Origin of the sequence: Bacillus sp. JUb11 (genome assembly GCF_024807925.1) — a bacterium.
Taxonomy (GTDB): domain Bacteria; phylum Bacillota; class Bacilli; order Bacillales; family Bacillaceae; genus Bacillus; species Bacillus altitudinis.
This window is the reverse complement of record NZ_JANUEZ010000002.1, coordinates 41,225-58,323: the sequence shown is the minus strand read 5'-3', so window position 1 is coordinate 58,323 and position 17,099 is coordinate 41,225. Positions and strand designations below refer to the sequence as shown.

The following is a 17,099-nucleotide window of genomic DNA, read 5'->3' as shown; positions in this document are numbered from 1 at the left end:
GTCAACCCCTATTATAGCAGGTTGGCACTGTAAATCAATGGAGGCTTGTTCATGACCAAAAATATCAGGTTGGCAGAACTCCATCTATCGAATTTCAAGGGTGTAAAATCATTCACCCTTGAAACAGGTGGAGAAAGTGCAAAGGTCTATGGTGATAACGCTACAGGCAAAACAACATTATTTGATGCTTTCATGTGGCTGCTCTTTGATAAAGATAGTCAAAACAAAAAAGACTTTGAGATCAAGACGCTCTCAAAAGATAACAAAGCGGTAAGCGGCGTTGATCATGAGGTATCGGCTGTACTCTTAATCGACGGAAAGTCTGTCGAATTGAAAAAGGTCTATTCAGAGAAATGGACCAAGAAACGGGGATCAGCAAAGCAAGTCTTTTCTGGCCATACCACCAATTATCATGTGAATGGTGTACCAGTTAAGAAAAAAGAGTTTGCTGAGAAGGTCAATGAGATCATCTCTGAGGATATTTTTAAACTGATAACTTCTCCTTCTTATTTCAATGAACAGATGAAGTGGCAGGATCGTTTGGGCGTACTCATGGAGATCGGCGGAGCTGTGACTGATGAGGACGTAATTAAAAAGAACAGTTCTTTATCCGATCTCTATTCAATCTTAGATGAAAGAAGTCTCGATGAACAAAAGAGCATACTTGCTGAAAAACGTAAAAAGATCACTAAACTCCTGGAGCAATTTCCAGTCAGGATTGACGAAATCAATCGTTCTATTGAAGATGTAACGGATATAGACCAGGAGCAATTGAAAGAAGATTTAAAAGCACTCCAAACATCGATAGATCATCTGGAGAAAGAAGCCCGCTCTATCAGAGTGGATGCAGGAGCAGATAGAAAGAAGCGTATGCTTCAGCTCGAAGGCGATCTGCAACAAATTATGAATGAGTATGACTCAAAAAGATTTCAGGTAGTGAATGAGAAAAAAGAAGCCTACTACAAAGCGAAAAACGATCTTTCTCAAATCCAGAATGATCTCAGTAATTTGATCACGAAGAAAGAGCACTTAACATCTTTTCTATCTCAAATAGATAAAGAGCGCTTTGAGTTGCGAGAAGAATGGTCTAAAAAGTACGAAGAATCGTTTGAGGATCATCAAACAGATTGTCCAACATGTGGACAGGCATTGCCAAAAGAAAAAATTCAAGCTGCTATTGAGAAATTCAATTTACAAAAAAGTGAATCCCTAGAGCGCATAGTCGATAAGGGAAAGCAATTAGGGATTGAATATGACAATAAGCAGAACGAGTTATACGAGGTTGATGAGAAGATTCAGCTTTTGATCTTGGAAGAGAAATTTACGACAGCAGCCGTTGAAAAACTGAAAGAAGATATGGAGCAAGCTGAAGCGTCCATTGCTCCGCTTTCCGATAATCCAAAGTATCTAGCCAAGGTAGAGGAGCTTGAAAAGATCAATAACGAGATCCAGTCTGGTGAGCAGGAGACAAGTGGAACTGTTCAAGCCATTAATGAACAGATCAAGGGAAAACAGCAGGAAATGACCTTGATCCGCAATGATCTTTCTCGCATCGATCAAGCTCAAAAAGCCCTCAACCGAATTGAGGAGCTAAAGGAAGAAGAACGTAAAATGGCTGATGAATATAACGAAGTAGAACAAGAAACTTATCTCATTGAGGAGTTTATACGCACCAAAATGAACCTTATGGAAGAACAGATAAACAGCAAATTCAAATTTGCCCGCTTCAAGCTCTTTGAAGAGCAAGTCAACGGCGGTTTAACAGAAACCTGTGAAACGCTTTATGAAGGCGTGCCTTACTCTAAAGGTCTAAACAATGCGGCACGTATTAATGTCGGTTTAGACATCATTAATACGTTAAATGAGCATTATGGTATTTCTGCGCCGATCTTCGTTGATAACAGCGAGGCGGTTACTGATCTGATAGAAGTCAATGCACAAGTTATCAGCTTGATAGTTTCCAAACCAGACAAGCAGCTGCGAGTTGAAACTGATGACAACTTGCTGACTGTAGATTGTGAGGTGATCGCATGAGTGAAGTGGTAGAGGTGAAAGTTCTTTCAGGTATAGGTTGGGAAGATTGCAAACGTGAAAAACTTCTGATTGATGGTAAACAGGTCATGGACGTTCGCCCGCTTTCTGAATGTCCTGAAGATGCAATCTTGGAAAAAAGGTCCATCGGATTTTGCTGAAATGCTAAAGACCTTTCTAAGAGAGCATAAAGGCAAAAAGGTCAGATTTATTTATGAGGAGGATACGGATGAGTAATCAGAATCAATTGGCACATATACAAAAAAACATTACTGATGATGTGAACAATAGTCTAGGCAGATTACAAGATGAAGGGTTAGTCCTGCCATCAAACTATAATGCTAGCAATGCATTAAAGAGTGCATTTTTTAAACTTCAAGAAGTGAAGGATAAATCAGGGAGGCCTGCTTTAGAAGTCTGCACCAGAGAATCTATTGCCAATTCCTTGCTAGATATGGTCGTTCAAGGTTTAAGCCCTGCAAAAACTCAATGTTATTTCATTGTGTACGGGAATAAATTGCAGATGAACCGCTCATATTTTGGCACACAAGCAGTGCTGAAACGTTTGACCAATGTCAAGGATATATGGTCAAACGTGATTTATGAAGGGGATGTCTTTGAATATGAGATTGATGGAGGGCAAGAAAAACTTATTAAACATGAAACGAAGCTTGAAAACCGAGATAAAGACATCATTGGAGCTTATGCAGTTGTAAAAACCATTGATGACATTGAGCTACTAACCCCGATGACAAAGAAAGAAATCGAAACTGCTTGGAGTCAATCGAAAACAAGTGGTGCGGTTCAGAAAAAGTTTCCGCAGGAAATGGCCCAAAGAACAGTGATTAATCGTGCTGCCAAAAGATATATAAACACAAGCGATGACAGCGATCTACTTGTCCAAGCAATCAATAATTCAACCGAGAATGAGTATGACAATGAGCGGGTTGATGTTACACCGGATGAAGTGAAAAAAGAAATTAGTGAGAATGCTAATTCAGAAATTATTGATGTTGGTTTCAATGAACCTGAAGAAGATTCAGAACAGCACCAAGAAACACCTGAAATAAAGCAACGTGAAGAGCCTGAGCCACAATCATCAAATGGACATGATGAAAAGCCTTCTGCATTGAATGAGGAGCCACCATTTTGATTGAGATCGAAGCTATCTCGTCAAGCAGTAAGGGGAATTGCTATCGGGTGACTGATGGTAAAACCCCGCTCCTTTTGGAGTGCGGTATCACTTTCAAAGAGATGCAACGTGCTTTTGATTTCGATATGAGCTTTGCTGGTTGTCTCATCACTCATGAGCATGGTGATCACTGCAAGGCTATAAAAGATGTTTTGCGTGCAGGAATCGATTGTTATATGTCTCTTGGGACGGCACAAGCTCTTGGAGTGGAAAATCATCACAGAATCAATCTTGTAAAAGCCCGACAAACATTTAGGGTCGGCACGTGGCTTATTATGCCCTTTGATGTTCAACACGACGTATCAGAGCCGTATGGCTTCCTATTGGCTAATGAAGACGGAGACAAGCTCCTCTTTGCTACTGATACCTATTACATCAAATACAAGTTCCCTGGACTCACGCACATCATGGTTGAGTGCAATTATTCTGAAGCAATCTTGGATGCAAATATTGAGAATGGGAGTATTCACAAAAGCATGCGTAACCGGCTCATCCAGTCGCATTTCAGCCTTGAGAATGTAAAGACATTCCTAGCTGCAAATGACTTGTCAAAAGTGCAGGAAATATGGTTATTGCACCTATCTGACACAAACAGTGATGAGCAACTATTCAAACAAGAAATAGCAAAAGAAACAGGAAAGGTTGTCTATGTTCCCTTATGAGCGAGCTTTTTAAAACAGCTTATCCTTATTGTTTTATTACGTTGGCGATGTCAGCCGCTCCGCAAATGCGGAAAAAGGTATTGATGATGTATATCACGACATATATGGCCAAGTATGAACCGCATCTCGAATTGATCGACATCAAAGGCAAATACGCTATTTGTAGACTCAAACGCAAATAGTTGGGAAGGAGGAATTTGTTTGTCTACTGGATGGATTAAACTACATCGAAAGATATTTGATCATGAAATCTGGAATGATGTTACTACTTTTAGGCTTTTTACATTGTTGTTATTGAAAGCAAGCCATCAAGACGGGATCAAAATTAACGGCATTGAATTGAAGAAGGGTCAGTATATCCGCTCCTATTCTAAGTTGTGTGAGGACCTTGGTTATAAGGAACGAAGAGCCCTGAAAAAAGTATCTAAAAGTACAATTTTACGTTCCATAAAGAAACTTGTTGAGAACGGTATGGTCACCGTTTGCGAAACGGATATTGGAACACTATTCACCATAGTGAAATACGAGTCATACCAAGGCTTAGACGGTCAAAACAATTCTAATTACAGAACGGCTAATGAACCTTCAACGGAACGATTGCAGAACGATTGCGGAACGATTGCAGAACCAAAACAAGAATTAAAGAATTCAAGAATTAAAGAATATAAAGAAGAGGAAGAAGAGAGATCGCCAGTAGGAAATGATTCTCCTTTCCAACAAATCGAAGACAAGTATCTATCACGAAGAGGTGGAGGATTGATGATCACTCCTAATGATGCACAGGCCATTGAGAGGATCATTCAGGAGCAGATACCCCTTGAAGACATATTGGTGTGGATCGACGAGATATTCGATCAATACCGACCAAGACATAGAGCGGACGGCATCAAATCGTTTTCTTACCTGGAGAAGGGCATCCTTGATAGATGGCATGCTAAACAAAATCCACCTAGCAACATATCTGAATTTAAACCAAAGAGACAACAAGACAACCTATCAGTATTAGAGGCTTATGCAAAAGAAAATGGCATTAAATTTGGAGGAGGATGATTAGCATGACAAAGGACCAAGCGATGGCTATCTTAACAAGGATAGCTGCTGCCTACCCTAGATTTGAACTTTCTACAGATGCGATCGGAAAAGAAAGAATCAGGCTTTGGCTAGAGCATTTAACTGCACTGCCATATGAACCTGTTTTAAAAAAGATCAATCAACATATCGCTGAAAAACGATTCCCACCTGTCATTGCTGAGATACAGGTCAACCAACCAGAGAAAAATGAATTTCTAGAGAAGCAGGAAGAGTGGGTAAGAAATGCAAAATTTGCGAAACGTAGAGGCTGAACAGTTTTTATTGGGTTGTATCATCATTGAGGGCGACCTTATCAAAGAAACTACACTTGAGCCCAAACATTTTGCTGAGGAACGACATAAACAGATTTTTAAAGCGATGAGGGAAGTGGACAAGCTAGGCAGACAGGTTGAACTAGCAAATATATCAGCTTCCTTGGGTGAAGCCTTAGCGGCTGTTGGGGGATTCGAATACTTAACTAACTTAGCAAGTTCTGTTCCCTCAATACATTCTTTTGGAACTTATGAAACTCTAATCTACGATGCTTTTAGACTTAGAGATTTACAAAGTGCGGCTTTAGCTTTTGCTAACTCCCCATGCGATGAAGGCATCACAGATCTTTATAAAAAGACCATTGAAGTGCAGGAAGTGGGTGTAACTACAACCCGAACGAAAACAGATGTTTTGACAGAAATCTTCATGAGTTTGGAAGAAGAAAAAGGTGATGTCACTGGAGTAGACACTGGTCTAGCAGACCTTAATGCTATGACAGGCGGTCTGCAAAAAAGTGATTTGATCATTGTGGCTGCGCGACCATCAGTGGGGAAAACCGCTTTTGCACTAAATCTAGCTATTAACAATGCTTATAAAAAAGGTGTAACTGATATTTTTTCCCTTGAGATGTCTGATACACAATTGACACATCGGATGTTAAGCAACATCGGAAGAATCGAGAACACTAAGTGGAGAAATCCAAAAAAATTCTTTAGTGAGGATGATCATGAGAACTCCTTTAAAGCAATGGGCGTATATGAAAACCTGGATATTCATATTCATGATAAGCCATCTCAAACCGTTGCTGATATTCGTTCTAGAATTAGAAAAACCAAGAACGAACACCCTGATCAAGATCATTTAGTGATCATTGACTATTTACAGTTGATCACTCCTATTGGGAAACCAGAAAGTAAAAACCATGAAGTTGCGGAAATAACACGAGAATTAAAGCTTATGGCCAGGCATTTTGAGGTTCCAATTGTTCTGTTATCTCAGCTTTCACGTGGAGTAGAGCAGCGACAAGATAAGCGTCCGATGTTGTCCGATCTACGTGATTCTGGAAGCATCGAGCAGGATGCTGATATTGTTACGTTCCTCTATCGTGACGACTATTATGACAAGCAAAGCGAATCTAAAAATATTATTGAAATCATTTTTGCTAAACATCGTAATGGTGCGACTGGAACAGTAAATTTAGCATTTGCGAAAGAGTACGGGAAGTTTGTAAATTTATCGCGGCAAATGGAAGCCGCAATGTGAAATGAGGAATGAACATGACAATCAATAGCGAGCAACGCAAACAGTTCTTGCACAAAGAACTGAAGCGTCTTGGATATAAACAAAATGAGATTGAAAGTCTCGCAACAAAACCGCTCTATGAGCTCGAAATGCTAGTCATTACAGCCAAATGTGAGCGAGGGAACGATATTGAAACTTACAATGCCAGGATGGCGATTGAGGAGGAAGCAGAATGATTAAACTACAAATCCAAGACTTTTCAAATGGTAAAGAAGTGAACTTTGAAGCGGATAATTACACTGCTGAAGAAGTCGGTCAGTTGATCACTAAACTAGACATGTATATGCATAGAGGTTCTTTAAATCCAAACGGAAGACAAAGGGCTTCAGCAGTTGCACCATCATCAGTTAACAGAGCGATAGAACCAACTCATACTGACAAAGCGACCAATCATAGCAAGCCATTTCATCAAGATCAATCCATGTCTAAGTCAAACGATGAGAAGAAAACTATTCCTGCTCCCACGAAATCAACAGAACCAAAGAGAACGAGACCAAGATCAACTGCTCTTTTGAATAATGAACGGACTTTGAATGCGAGCATCGGAGAACACGTGAGCGTGATGGATCAAGTCAAAAGCATAGCCCTGGTTCAAAAGGAAAATCCGGAACCTGACCGCATGAAATGGAAGACTAAATTTCAATGCCCTGAGTGTGGATTGAAAGAGGACAAGCAGGTTTATAAGGGCTTTAGATACACCGCATGTGACAACTGTGAAACAAAGGTGAAAATCATGCCTGCTGATATGAAAAACGGTTGGGATCATGAAGATGAAGAGGGGTACTTGTACCATGCGAAAAGTCGTTATGTTTTAGGAGGAAAAGAACAATGAGATTTGTCGGCATTGATCCTTCAACGAAAACAGGGCTCGTGATTCAAGATGCAATGGGAAATGTAATTCTTACCAAAGAAATCACCTCAGTTGTAGAAGAAGATCCGCAACGCTTTATGGACTTGGCCAGCCAAATAATAAATTTAATAGAACCAACTGACTTTGTATGTATTGAAGGGTTTTCTTACGGTTCTAAAGGATCGTCAGTAGACACTCAATACGGCATTGGTTGGTTAATAAGGGCGAGGCTTATAAACAAAAAAATAGATTATGTTGACGTTCCTCCAACCACTTTGAAAAAGTTCGCAACAGGAAAAGGAAACGTTAAAAAAGATCAAATACCTGTACCTGTTTATAAACGTTGGGGATTTGAACATAAAAGTGACAACGTGATAGACGCATTCGTCTTGGCTCAAATAGCACGTTCATTAAAAACAAAAGTAGATTTAACAAAATATCAACAAGAAGCTTTGAAAAAAATTTCTTAATTACTAGGAGGAACAAAATATGTCTTTTATAAATTTTGATGGTTTCGTTAAAAAAGTGAATCACAAGCCTAAAGGCGTCACTGAATTGGTTCTTGAAATTTCAACGAAGGAGCTGGGAAACGGCATTCAAAACCTTGCTGAAATGATTGATAACGATGTGCGTGTTGAAATTGAGAGCGATATTGTCCGCTATAACGTGCAGATTAACGCAAACACTGAACGACCAATTGTAAATTATCAAGTGGATCAGAGCGGCGTGGTTCACATAGCTGATCCTGAGCCGGAACAGTTAGAGGCTGAACTTGGTTTGCCTGAAGAAAAACCAAAAATTGAAGAAAAACCGATGGAGATTAAGCGTGAAGTGGTGGATCAATTCATCATTGAAGGCATGGCTCCAGAACAGGAAGGTTTCCCAGAGAATATGGCTGACATTGCGAAACGGCGAATTGAGGGTGAATCATACCGCAAGTTGGCCACAGAGCTTGAGATGTCCTCCGGTGCAATCGTTGATCTGATCAATGACTACCGAGCAGCAGTTGCTCCGCTCGCTGAAACATGGTGGGACTGGAAGCAGGATCAAGCCAACGAAGCTGAACCGATGCAAACCAAGAATGAAGAAGCAGCTGAAGACGAAAAGGGTTCAGAGGATAGCGTTCCAGATGAATACGATCTTCCTAAAGATGATCAAAAAGATGAGGAAGACGGGGCTGCATAAGGTGGCACGCAAACGCTCAAAACGGTGGTTCTTGCTTTATCGCGAAGAGGATGGACAGCGCGTCCACCTCTATGAACCACTTAAAAAATATGAACTGCACAGTCGGATTAGGAAAGGATGGAGGATAGTCAGATGATTAATAAAATCAAATTCTTCTTCAAACACAAGCACTTCTTTTGCTTCAAATGTAGAAATATAGTTTCGGTGCAGCGTGGTTATTGGTTGGAATTTAGCACGCGGGTTTTCAATGGTCCTTACTGCTCGAAGTGTGGAAGGAGCTTCAGGAAATGAGAAAGATTGTAGAAGGCGATTGGGTGGAAGCTTTGGGTGAAGTTAATCGCAGAATGTTTCATATATCTGGTTACGTCGTGAAAATCTCTGAATATGAACTTTTAGTGAAGCCGCCTAAAGGAAAGTCTACGGCTGTTCCTAAACATTGGGCTAAAAACTTGGATGTAACGATCACTAAAGATGAATTAAAGGCTCTGATCGATTTGTCCTTAGACTTAAATGATGAACATCTCTTTAGAATGTGCGTACGTGATCTGCAAGCTTTTCTGGACAAATAAAAAGAACCAAAGCACAAGGCTCCGGCTCTAATGAATCTCGACAATTCATTATAACATGGGAGGCCTTGTGCGCATGAAGAATCCTTACAAACTTACAGACTCAACCATCTCCATTGATAACTTTATGACCAAAGGAGAAGTGAAAGTCATTATCCTAGATGGCCATTCCAATCAAGCATTTTTGGCCGAAGCACCCATTTACGGGAAAACGGAAATCACTACACGTGACGGCCAATTCACCAATTTGAATTACAGCAGTTCACACAAAATAAAATAGCAGGAGCTTCCTCCTGCAGGGAGGCAGTCAAAATGAAAGAAATCTGGTATTCAAAATCACCATTTGCTGAATTTTGTATTGTCAATACAGCGAGCGGATACGTTGCCTATTGGCGTTCTGATCTCTTAACAGATGCAAAATGGAGCGAGTATGACACATATCAATCCTATCCAGCAGCACGTCGGAATCTTGGTAAAGTCGGCTGTGCTGGAAGTATGAAAAGGGTTGAACGGTTGCCATGGGAAATCGTGGCATGACCTTGAAGGGAATATGTCTCACTAATGAGTTTACACCGCTAGATAAGGGCGTAGAGTACTTTCTCTTTCCTCTCGGTTCCGCTCATTATTATGTATCAAAATTTGATAGTCCTGGCTCACACTATGGAGCATTTGAAGCCAGGCATTTTTTAATAAAGCAAAAAGAACAACACCAGGAACAGCTGACACTGTTCTGAGGGAGGATCATATGGAGTTTAAACCACCTGAAAACATGTCATATGAAGGGCTTTGGATGGCTCTGAAAGACATCAAACGACGAATAGGGGATGCGGTGCTGTCTGGTGATCGCATCAATAGCCCTTACATCAAAGGACAAAGAACAAAAGCTGAAACAATTAAAGATGAGCTGCTGCGCCGATTTAATGAACAGGCCAAGCGAGCAGAGTGAAAAAAGAGAGGGAGATTATTGTGGAATTAAAGAATATTTTTGTTCTTAAAGTGTTAGATAGATTCACTTGTGGGAAGTGGGATCACTACCCAACGGCGGAAGAAACGAAACAAGCTCTACTTAAACAATTCGGGTCCTACACACAGTTAGGAAGTACCCCTATTACATTTGTAGTAATTAAGCAACAGACGTTTTATCAAGGCGATATACAAGATTTGCAGGAGGGCTTCTGATATGAAAACTGTGCCAGCGATTGTATTTAAAAACAAACGAACTGAACGCTATCTAAGCTATGGACCTGATTTTATGGATTTAACTGATCCTAATGGAGATGTAAAAGAAATTATAGATGCGTTGTGTCTCATTAGAAAAGATCGTGAGAAGCCAAGTGATCAAGATTTAACCGATTTTTACAACCTAGTGTCTCAACACAATGCTCCTCTTGATATTAATGATCTCACTAACTGTTACGATCCTGTTCATGTAGATTATACAACCGAAGAATTTGAAAGGATCAAGGCAAGACATGAGGAGGATGAATGAAGATGAGAAATACATTAGGAGACTTGAACAACCATTTATTTGCGCAGCTGGAGCGGTTGAGTGACGAAGACTTAAAAGGTGAGGAACTTCAAGAAGAAATTGAACGTTCCAAAGCTGTTACTGATGTGGCCAATCGCATAATTTCTAATGGAGCACTAGTATTACAAGCGCAAAAATTTCATACAGAGTACAAATCAAAAGATCTTGAGAAACCGAAAATGCTGGAGGGATAAAGGTGAGGTTATTCACTGAAGAACAAGAATCTTTCATCCGTTCACATGCTGCAGGTTTACTCAATCAAGAACTAGCAGATTTGATCAACCAGAAATTTGGTTTAAATGTTACTAGACAACAAGTGAAGACCTGGAAGCATAATCGTAAAATCTCTAGCGGTTTAAGCGGTTATTTCCCCAAAGGGCATGCACCGCTCAATAAAGGTACAAAAGGCATTTATAATGTTGGCGGAAATAAAACATCTTTCAAACCAGGACACAGGCCTTCAAATTACAAGCCTGTAGGTTATGAAAGAGTTGATCGAGACGGTTATATATTGATCAAGGTGTCTGATGATGGGCCTTCGCAAGAACGATGGAAACATAAGCATAAGGTGCTTTGGGAAGAAGAAAACGGACCGATCCCAAGTGGCCATTGTTTAATTTTTTTAGACGGGAATAAGCTCAATGTAAAACTAGACAATTTGCAACTCATCACCAGACAGCAATTAGTAAGGTTAAATCAAAACAAGTTAATTGCTAATGATCCTGAAATCACTAAAACAGGCATAGTGATGGCAGCTATATATTCTAAAATTGGCGAATTGAAAAGGGAGAGTAAACAATGAAGAAACTACTAATCACACTATCTATTATTGTTGCTTCGGTGCTTTGTGCGCCGTCTGCTGCGGCAGTAACGAGCGGATATAAAACAATTGGAGGACATACAGTCAGCGTATCAACGGATGCCAATTCATATACGCCGCGAGCCAAGAGTATTGATGTCACAGCAAGTAAAACGGGTTCTGAAACGGTATATTATCGTTTCACTTTGCAAAAACGAGTAGGTGGCAAATGGAAAGATCAGCGGTTCAGCTTGGTTGGATCATTTAAGAACGCCACACCTGCAAAAGAATTTTATATAGTCAATCACACATCCGGTACGCATCGTATCAAGATGACCATCTATAAATATAAAAATTGGACAGGCGTCAAAGGCCATATCTATACGCCGTCATTCGAGGTGCGGAAATGACAATTAAATTATCAAACCTATCAGATGAAACTAAACTAATCAACGAGAGCGGCTTTCTGCTCCAAACAGTCGCGGAAACAAAAGAAGACATTTTGGAACGAGGGGAGCATCATCACGAAGATACATGGTTTCTCTTCTTGCATGAAGACGTTTTTGGAGACGAAGTGGAAATAGATATTCTTCCTGACTGCTTTAAAGGATTTTTCAAATTTGATAGATCAGAACTTGTTGCTATCAAGGACAACATTCTACACACAAAAATGCACGGCCATAAGCTAACTGAAATCGAAAAAGGGATTCTTGAAAAGATTGAATCAGCTTTTCAGCAATTAGAAGAATAAATCATACGACATAGATCGGTGCAAAATTGCCTTGGTCTATGTCTTTCATTGTTTATAGAAGGAGGGTGAGAAACATGGGAGCTGAACAATTGTGTCTACTGCCAGGTATCGATGAGAAACAAGTAAGAAATGCTCTAATCAAGGAGCTGAAGGTCTATAGGGCCCTTAAGGTGAAGGAGGAAAACAGAAAGGAACAGCAGGCAAACGGCGCAACAGGCCTTTTTCCTTCTCTCAGGAACCAGGAAGTTTTAAATGAACTGAAGGTTCGACAGATAGAAAGAGCGCTAGAAAACAGCCTAGATGAAATTGAGCAAGACATCATCCGCATGAAGTATCTCTCATCACGATTCGTAAAAGATTTAGAGGTATGTGAAGAGTTGGGGCTGAAGAAGGACCGGTATTACAAATTGAAAAAGCAAGCGACGTTTAACCTTTCGACAGCGCTTGGAATCATTTAATTACTGCAAGAGTAAAGTCTTTAAGAAAAAGAGTAGGGGTAGTGTGAAATTAACCCCTCTCTTTGTAAGAAATCTTAGTGTATCTTTTATTAATCTTTAGAAAAAGTTTTAAAACTAAAAGTTGATTGTTATTGACTTTTTTACAGGTGATTTATTAGATATCACAGTTGCTGTAACTTCAACTTCCTTGGCTGAATTCTCTAATAAATTTAATTCTGATGAAAATCCTCCATCTTTATCAGTAGTAGATATTTGAGGTTTTAAAATACTTTCAGATGAACTTGATAAATTTACATTCACATGTTGTAAAGGAAGTGTATTGCATGATACTTTTCCTTTAACTTGAAAACACAAATCTTCCTTTTGGATAATTTCTAAAGTGATTTCAGGGCAGCTCGTTTTAACAATGAAATCTCCTTCTTTATAAACTCTTCTTCCGCATCCGCAGTTTCTAGCCATATTTACTCACATGCCTTTGCCAATTCTTTAATATTAAAAGTTTTGAACACACGTATCGCATGGGCCACCTGCATTTTTAAAGACGACATTGTCGACTAAAGCTTGACTCCCTGGAGCAGGGTTACCTATATTTTGGAAAGTGATACAAGCCGTAGTCGCTCCTGGTGGTGCACAAACTGTTAATGAATAATTTTGAAAGACACTTTGAGGTTGGTTAGATACCGCTATAATATGCGGAATATCCTCTGTAAATATTGGGTTAGTTGTCACTGTTCCTTCAGCAGTACCCGTATTAGTGATTAATGGTGGGCATGTTTGAGGTGGGAAGGAAACCGATGCAACTAATACTCCTCCTGCTCGCACATCACCTGCAAACGTAAGAGTAAAGCAGCAACCTTCTGAAACAGGAACAATTTGGTTGATAAAGCCAGGAGTTGCTACTGTTCCAACAGGAGGGTTAGGGTCTAAACCTAGAATACTAACCGATTGTATGGTTGGAGTTGTAGGACTTCCAACAAAACGACCACTATGAGCATCTGGGAAATCAACTACAGTAGCTGTAGCGGATGTCCATGATGCGGGTGGTGCCCCAGTAGCTGATAAATCAAATCCAGGGTTAGCTAATAGATTTGTACATGGACAGCAGGCTTCTCCAGTAGGGCCAGTAACACCTGTTGCCCCTGTAGCGCCAGTAGGACCGGTAGCACCCGTAGCCCCTGTAGCGCCAGTAGGCCCAGTGGCGCCAGTAGCCCCTGAAGGACCAGTAGGACCGGTGGCGCCAGTAGCCCCTGAAGGACCAGTAGGACCGGTGGCGCCAGTAGCCCCAGTAGCGCCAGTAGCCCCTGAAGGACCAGTAGGACCGGTAGCGCCAGTAGCCCCTGAAGGACCAGTAGCCCCAGTAGCGCCAGTAGCCCCTGAAGGACCAGTAGGACCGGTAGCGCCAGTAGCCCCTGAAGGACCAGTAGGACCGGTAGCGCCAGTAGCCCCTGAAGGACCAGTAGGACCGGTGGCGCCAGTAGCCCCTGAAGGGCCAGTAGGACCAGTGGCACCAGTAGCACCAGGAGCCCCTGCAGCTCCAGTAGCACCAGTAGGACCAGGGGGACCCGCAGGGCCAGTAGCACCTCGTCTACCAGGTATTCCTGCAGGACCACGCCTTCCAGGAACACAAACTGTCTTTATACAACAACAAACATCTAACCATTCTCCACAACGACAACATCGCCTATAGCTCATTTGAACACACTCCTAAAAAAATTGTAATCATGACATAATATTAGATAAGGAGAAATATGTAAGGGCTTTTTGGTACTTAAATATCTTTTGAAAAAACCGACAAAAAGGGGGATAAAAAGGGGACCTTTTTTCCTAAGTGGATCATCGTATGATAGAGACAAGCAAAACGAACGTGAATATTTTGTCCAGAAGGAAGAACCTGCGGACGCTGATCATTGAGCACTCTAAGTGCCTTGATTGGTGTCCGCTTTTTTTATTGGGAGACGCGCCTTTCCCTTATCAATGGCGTATCTGGATACGGAACAAAGGTGTTGAGGAATGTGGCCATACGAGAGGGACATTCTGAGCCTGGATAGCAGCTGGTCTGCGGCAGCCGTATCGAGGACAGTTTTTCATTTTAATTGATGATTGACTGTACTTGGCATCCTCTCGGAGTGTAGTCATCATTGCAAAATCAAAATCTATTTAAGCGAATAGCGTAAGGTGGTGCTTATTCGGCAAGGAGCGAGTGAAATGAAGATCAGGGATTCTGTTTCTAAAGAGACATTAAAGCAATTTAAAAGCATTGCTCCTGGTTCTAATAGTAAGAAGAGCGATGCTGATCCGATAACAAAGCGAGATTGGGAAGAAATCATGGGAACGAGACGCGAAACGTATCAAAGACAAGGGGGCCGTATCCGGAGGAAACGATAACCTAATGGGAACAGTCGTCTTTTGGGTGTATGGCTGCACGTGCTTTGGTGAGGGATAGGAGCGCAAAAATAAAAAAGGGAGATGATGAGCATGGCATCAGGATTTGGAGTGTCGGCGAACCCGACAAAAGCTAATCACAAAATTGGAGAGGATAAGGTCGTACGAATTGCGGTGCAAAACCACAACGACTTTAGTGCTGGTCCCAACCTTATTCCACAAAGAAAGGTTAATGGGAAGTGGGAGACAATTAAAACAAATTCCCCGAACCCGCTTAACCCAGGTGAAAAACTTTATGACCAATTTGACATCAAAGAATCATTCGGTAACAAGAAAGGCACTTATCGATTCAGAGTGGACGTAGAACGCTATGACAAAAAGGGCAATCATGTTGCAACCCTTGGAACATTCCACACTAGCGAATTTTACATCAAGTAAGCAGTTGATGCCGCCTTCAGGGCGGCATCATTTGTTTTTATAGGAGGAAACAGCGATGAACATCAAAACAATTCCCGTACATAAAATTAACCCATCACCATATAACCCCCGAATTGATCTGCAACCAGGAGATCCTGAATACGACTCTCTGAAAAACTCAATAAAAAAATTTGGATACATTGATCCCTTAGTATGGAATGAACGGACTGGCCATCTTGTAGGAGGTCATCAACGTTTCAAGGTATTGATGGAGGACAATCCAAGTGAAATTCTTGTATCAGTTGTATCGCTTAATGAACAAGACGAAAAAGCTTTGAATATTGCCCTTAATAAGATAGATGGTGATTGGGATGAATACAAACTCACTGAGCTAATTAAGGAACTAGAGAAATCAGGATATGATTTAAGTGCAACAGGATTCAGTGATACAGAACTAGAGGACATATTGCAGCAACTGGAGCATACAGGGCAAGGTGGAACTGTATCTGAAAGTAAAGAAATTGATTTAGATGACTTTGGAGACGATCAATTTGAACATACGTGTCCTAAATGCGGTTTTGCATACAATGAGTAGGTGACGACATGAACTATAGATGGAAATTGAGTGATCTTAAAAACATCCCTTCCAATGGGTTGAAAGTGTTCAGTACATTCTCATGCGGTGGTGGCTCATCTATGGGCTACAAATTAGCAGGGTTTGAGTTGCTGGGAAACTGCGAGATCGATCCGCAAATGATGAAAATCTATAAAAAGAATCACAAGCCGAAATATCCTTATCTCATGGACATTAGAGAGTTTAATCAGATCCCGCTCTCCGATCTTCCTGAAGAACTCATGAATCTTGATGTGTTTGACGGATCGCCGCCATGCAGCGTGTTTTCAACAGCCGGAAAAAGAGAAGAGGATTGGGGAAGAGAAAAGGCGTTCAGAGAGGGCCAAGCTGTCCAAAAACTAGACGATTTGTTCTTTCATTACCTAGATGCTGTGGAACGTTTGAAACCTAAAACCTTTGTAGCTGAGAACGTAAGCGGCATGATCAAAGGAAAAGCTAAAGGGTATGTGAAACTTGTCATAGAGCGTGCAAAAGAAATAGGGTATGACGTTCAGCTGTTCTTGCTGAACGCTGCCACAATGGGAGTCCCGCAGAGAAGAGAGCGGGTCTTTTTCATTGGCCGCCGAAAGGACTTGAACTTACCACCACTGAAATTGGCTTTCAATGAACCACCAATCACATATGGAGAGTTTAGAAGTGGACATGGGTCAAGGCTGAATGAATCGAGTAAAACGTATAAAAGATGGATTAAGCGGCAGCCATCTGACGGCAACATTGGAGACATAACTAAACGAACAGAAGGTAAAGAGCGGAATTTCAATACAGTATTAGTTAAAAACAGTTTAGTTCCGCCAACACTAGCGAGCGGTTCTGTCTTTATTAGATATGACGAACCATATTACATCTCAAAAAGGGATATTATTTTGATGCAATCTTTTCCGTTGGATTATGACTTTATGGATGCATCAACGCAGTATGTATGCGGTATGAGCGTTCCTCCAGTAATGATGAAACGGATCGCAGAACAGATACATTTGCAATGGTTTAAGTAAACAACA

General features: G+C 41.0%; 27 protein-coding genes. 25 read left to right on the top strand and 2 right to left on the bottom strand.

All coding sequences use genetic code 11. From position 1 onward, the window contains the following. Positions 1–51: 51 nt before the first annotated feature. The 21 genes from M2369_RS03430 (at position 52) to M2369_RS03330 (ending at position 12,668) form a co-directional block, all read left to right on the top strand. Positions 52–2,034 (top strand): AAA family ATPase, encoded by a 1,983-nt coding sequence (locus tag M2369_RS03430; RefSeq protein WP_056702537.1) that lies wholly within the window; start codon positions 52–54, stop codon positions 2,032–2,034. After that, a complete protein-coding gene (locus tag M2369_RS03425) occupies positions 2,031–2,192 on the top strand; it encodes a hypothetical protein (RefSeq protein WP_226650601.1) in 162 nt (53 codons plus the stop codon). Before M2369_RS03430 ends, M2369_RS03425 begins: the two co-directional genes overlap by 4 nt. 68 nt (positions 2,193–2,260) lie before the next feature. Further along, entirely contained in the window at positions 2,261–3,184 is a 924-nt protein-coding gene (locus tag M2369_RS03420) for a recombinase RecT (RefSeq protein ID WP_056702535.1), read from the top strand. Next, entirely contained in the window at positions 3,181–3,885 is a 705-nt protein-coding gene (locus tag M2369_RS03415) for an MBL fold metallo-hydrolase (protein ID WP_056702533.1), read from the top strand. Before M2369_RS03420 ends, M2369_RS03415 begins: the two co-directional genes overlap by 4 nt. A 201-nt stretch (positions 3,886–4,086) precedes the next feature. Then, a complete protein-coding gene (locus M2369_RS03410; protein ID WP_056702528.1) occupies positions 4,087–4,935 on the top strand; it encodes a hypothetical protein in 849 nt (282 codons plus the stop codon). Between the two features lie 5 nt (positions 4,936–4,940). Next, complete coding sequence (locus tag M2369_RS03405; RefSeq protein ID WP_056702525.1) at positions 4,941–5,228, top strand: replicative helicase loader/inhibitor; 288 nt, start codon at positions 4,941–4,943, stop codon at positions 5,226–5,228. After that, positions 5,200–6,492: a replicative DNA helicase gene (gene dnaB, locus M2369_RS03400; RefSeq protein WP_056702522.1), complete on the top strand. Its 1,293-nt coding sequence runs from the start codon at positions 5,200–5,202 to the stop codon at positions 6,490–6,492. The genes M2369_RS03405 and dnaB overlap by 29 nt, the downstream gene beginning before the upstream one ends. Before the next feature lie 14 nt (positions 6,493–6,506). After that, positions 6,507–6,707 (top strand): hypothetical protein, encoded by a 201-nt coding sequence (locus M2369_RS03395; protein WP_056702519.1) that lies wholly within the window; start codon positions 6,507–6,509, stop codon positions 6,705–6,707. Further along, positions 6,704–7,363: a hypothetical protein gene (locus M2369_RS03390; RefSeq protein ID WP_056702516.1), complete on the top strand. Its 660-nt coding sequence runs from the start codon at positions 6,704–6,706 to the stop codon at positions 7,361–7,363. The genes M2369_RS03395 and M2369_RS03390 overlap by 4 nt, the downstream gene beginning before the upstream one ends. Then, complete coding sequence (locus M2369_RS03385; protein ID WP_056702513.1) at positions 7,360–7,851, top strand: hypothetical protein; 492 nt, start codon at positions 7,360–7,362, stop codon at positions 7,849–7,851. Before M2369_RS03390 ends, M2369_RS03385 begins: the two co-directional genes overlap by 4 nt. A 19-nt stretch (positions 7,852–7,870) precedes the next feature. After that, positions 7,871–8,566 carry a hypothetical protein gene (locus M2369_RS03380; protein WP_056702510.1) on the top strand — a complete coding sequence of 232 codons (696 nt, stop codon included), beginning with the start codon at positions 7,871–7,873 and terminating at the stop codon, positions 8,564–8,566. A 287-nt stretch (positions 8,567–8,853) separates the two neighbouring features. Beyond that, a complete protein-coding gene (locus M2369_RS03375) occupies positions 8,854–9,135 on the top strand; it encodes a hypothetical protein (protein WP_056702507.1) in 282 nt (93 codons plus the stop codon). Between the two features lie 73 nt (positions 9,136–9,208). Continuing rightward, on the top strand, positions 9,209–9,412 hold the full coding sequence (locus M2369_RS03370) for an XtrA/YqaO family protein (protein ID WP_056702503.1): 204 nt from the start codon (positions 9,209–9,211) through the stop codon (positions 9,410–9,412). 32 nt (positions 9,413–9,444) lie between these two features. After that, positions 9,445–9,669 (top strand): hypothetical protein, encoded by a 225-nt coding sequence (locus M2369_RS03365; RefSeq protein WP_047946039.1) that lies wholly within the window; start codon positions 9,445–9,447, stop codon positions 9,667–9,669. Between the two features lie 208 nt (positions 9,670–9,877). After that, positions 9,878–10,078 carry a DUF6877 family protein gene (locus tag M2369_RS03360; RefSeq protein WP_056702496.1) on the top strand — a complete coding sequence of 67 codons (201 nt, stop codon included), beginning with the start codon at positions 9,878–9,880 and terminating at the stop codon, positions 10,076–10,078. Between the two features lie 234 nt (positions 10,079–10,312). Further along, positions 10,313–10,621 (top strand): hypothetical protein, encoded by a 309-nt coding sequence (locus tag M2369_RS03355; RefSeq protein WP_056702490.1) that lies wholly within the window; start codon positions 10,313–10,315, stop codon positions 10,619–10,621. A gap of 2 nt (positions 10,622–10,623) precedes the next feature. Further along, on the top strand, positions 10,624–10,854 hold the full coding sequence (locus tag M2369_RS03350; RefSeq protein ID WP_008360821.1) for a hypothetical protein: 231 nt from the start codon (positions 10,624–10,626) through the stop codon (positions 10,852–10,854). Between the two features lie 2 nt (positions 10,855–10,856). Continuing rightward, positions 10,857–11,462, top strand: coding sequence for an HNH endonuclease signature motif containing protein (locus M2369_RS03345; protein ID WP_226650602.1), 606 nt, complete (start codon positions 10,857–10,859; stop codon positions 11,460–11,462). Continuing rightward, positions 11,459–11,869 (top strand): hypothetical protein, encoded by a 411-nt coding sequence (locus tag M2369_RS03340; RefSeq protein WP_056702485.1) that lies wholly within the window; start codon positions 11,459–11,461, stop codon positions 11,867–11,869. Before M2369_RS03345 ends, M2369_RS03340 begins: the two co-directional genes overlap by 4 nt. After that, positions 11,866–12,210 carry a hypothetical protein gene (locus tag M2369_RS03335; RefSeq protein WP_056702482.1) on the top strand — a complete coding sequence of 115 codons (345 nt, stop codon included), beginning with the start codon at positions 11,866–11,868 and terminating at the stop codon, positions 12,208–12,210. The genes M2369_RS03340 and M2369_RS03335 overlap by 4 nt, the downstream gene beginning before the upstream one ends. Positions 12,211–12,284: 74 nt before the next feature. Further along, complete coding sequence (locus M2369_RS03330; protein WP_056702479.1) at positions 12,285–12,668, top strand: ArpU family phage packaging/lysis transcriptional regulator; 384 nt, start codon at positions 12,285–12,287, stop codon at positions 12,666–12,668. A 114-nt stretch (positions 12,669–12,782) separates the two neighbouring features. Here the strand turns inward: M2369_RS03330 and M2369_RS03325 are convergent, their stop codons facing one another. Together M2369_RS03325 and M2369_RS03320 are read right to left on the bottom strand one after the other, a co-directional pair. Next, positions 12,783–13,127 (bottom strand): hypothetical protein, encoded by a 345-nt coding sequence (locus M2369_RS03325; protein WP_056702476.1) that lies wholly within the window; start codon positions 13,125–13,127, stop codon positions 12,783–12,785. Between the two features lie 33 nt (positions 13,128–13,160). Then, positions 13,161–14,360 carry a collagen-like domain-containing protein gene (locus M2369_RS03320; RefSeq protein WP_259253391.1) on the bottom strand — a complete coding sequence of 400 codons (1,200 nt, stop codon included), beginning with the start codon at positions 14,358–14,360 and terminating at the stop codon, positions 13,161–13,163. Between the two features lie 513 nt (positions 14,361–14,873). Between M2369_RS03320 and M2369_RS03315 the strand changes: the two genes are divergently transcribed. From M2369_RS03315 to M2369_RS03300, 4 genes are all read left to right on the top strand, one after another. Continuing rightward, positions 14,874–15,053 carry a hypothetical protein gene (locus M2369_RS03315; protein WP_056702470.1) on the top strand — a complete coding sequence of 60 codons (180 nt, stop codon included), beginning with the start codon at positions 14,874–14,876 and terminating at the stop codon, positions 15,051–15,053. Positions 15,054–15,143: 90 nt separating this feature from the next. Then, positions 15,144–15,488, top strand: a complete 345-nt coding sequence (locus tag M2369_RS03310) for a hypothetical protein (RefSeq protein WP_056702466.1) — start codon at positions 15,144–15,146, stop codon at positions 15,486–15,488. Positions 15,489–15,543: 55 nt separating this feature from the next. After that, on the top strand, positions 15,544–16,062 hold the full coding sequence (locus tag M2369_RS03305; RefSeq protein ID WP_056702464.1) for a ParB N-terminal domain-containing protein: 519 nt from the start codon (positions 15,544–15,546) through the stop codon (positions 16,060–16,062). 8 nt (positions 16,063–16,070) lie between these two features. After that, complete coding sequence (locus M2369_RS03300; protein ID WP_056702461.1) at positions 16,071–17,093, top strand: DNA cytosine methyltransferase; 1,023 nt, start codon at positions 16,071–16,073, stop codon at positions 17,091–17,093. Positions 17,094–17,099: the final 6 nt, after the last annotated feature.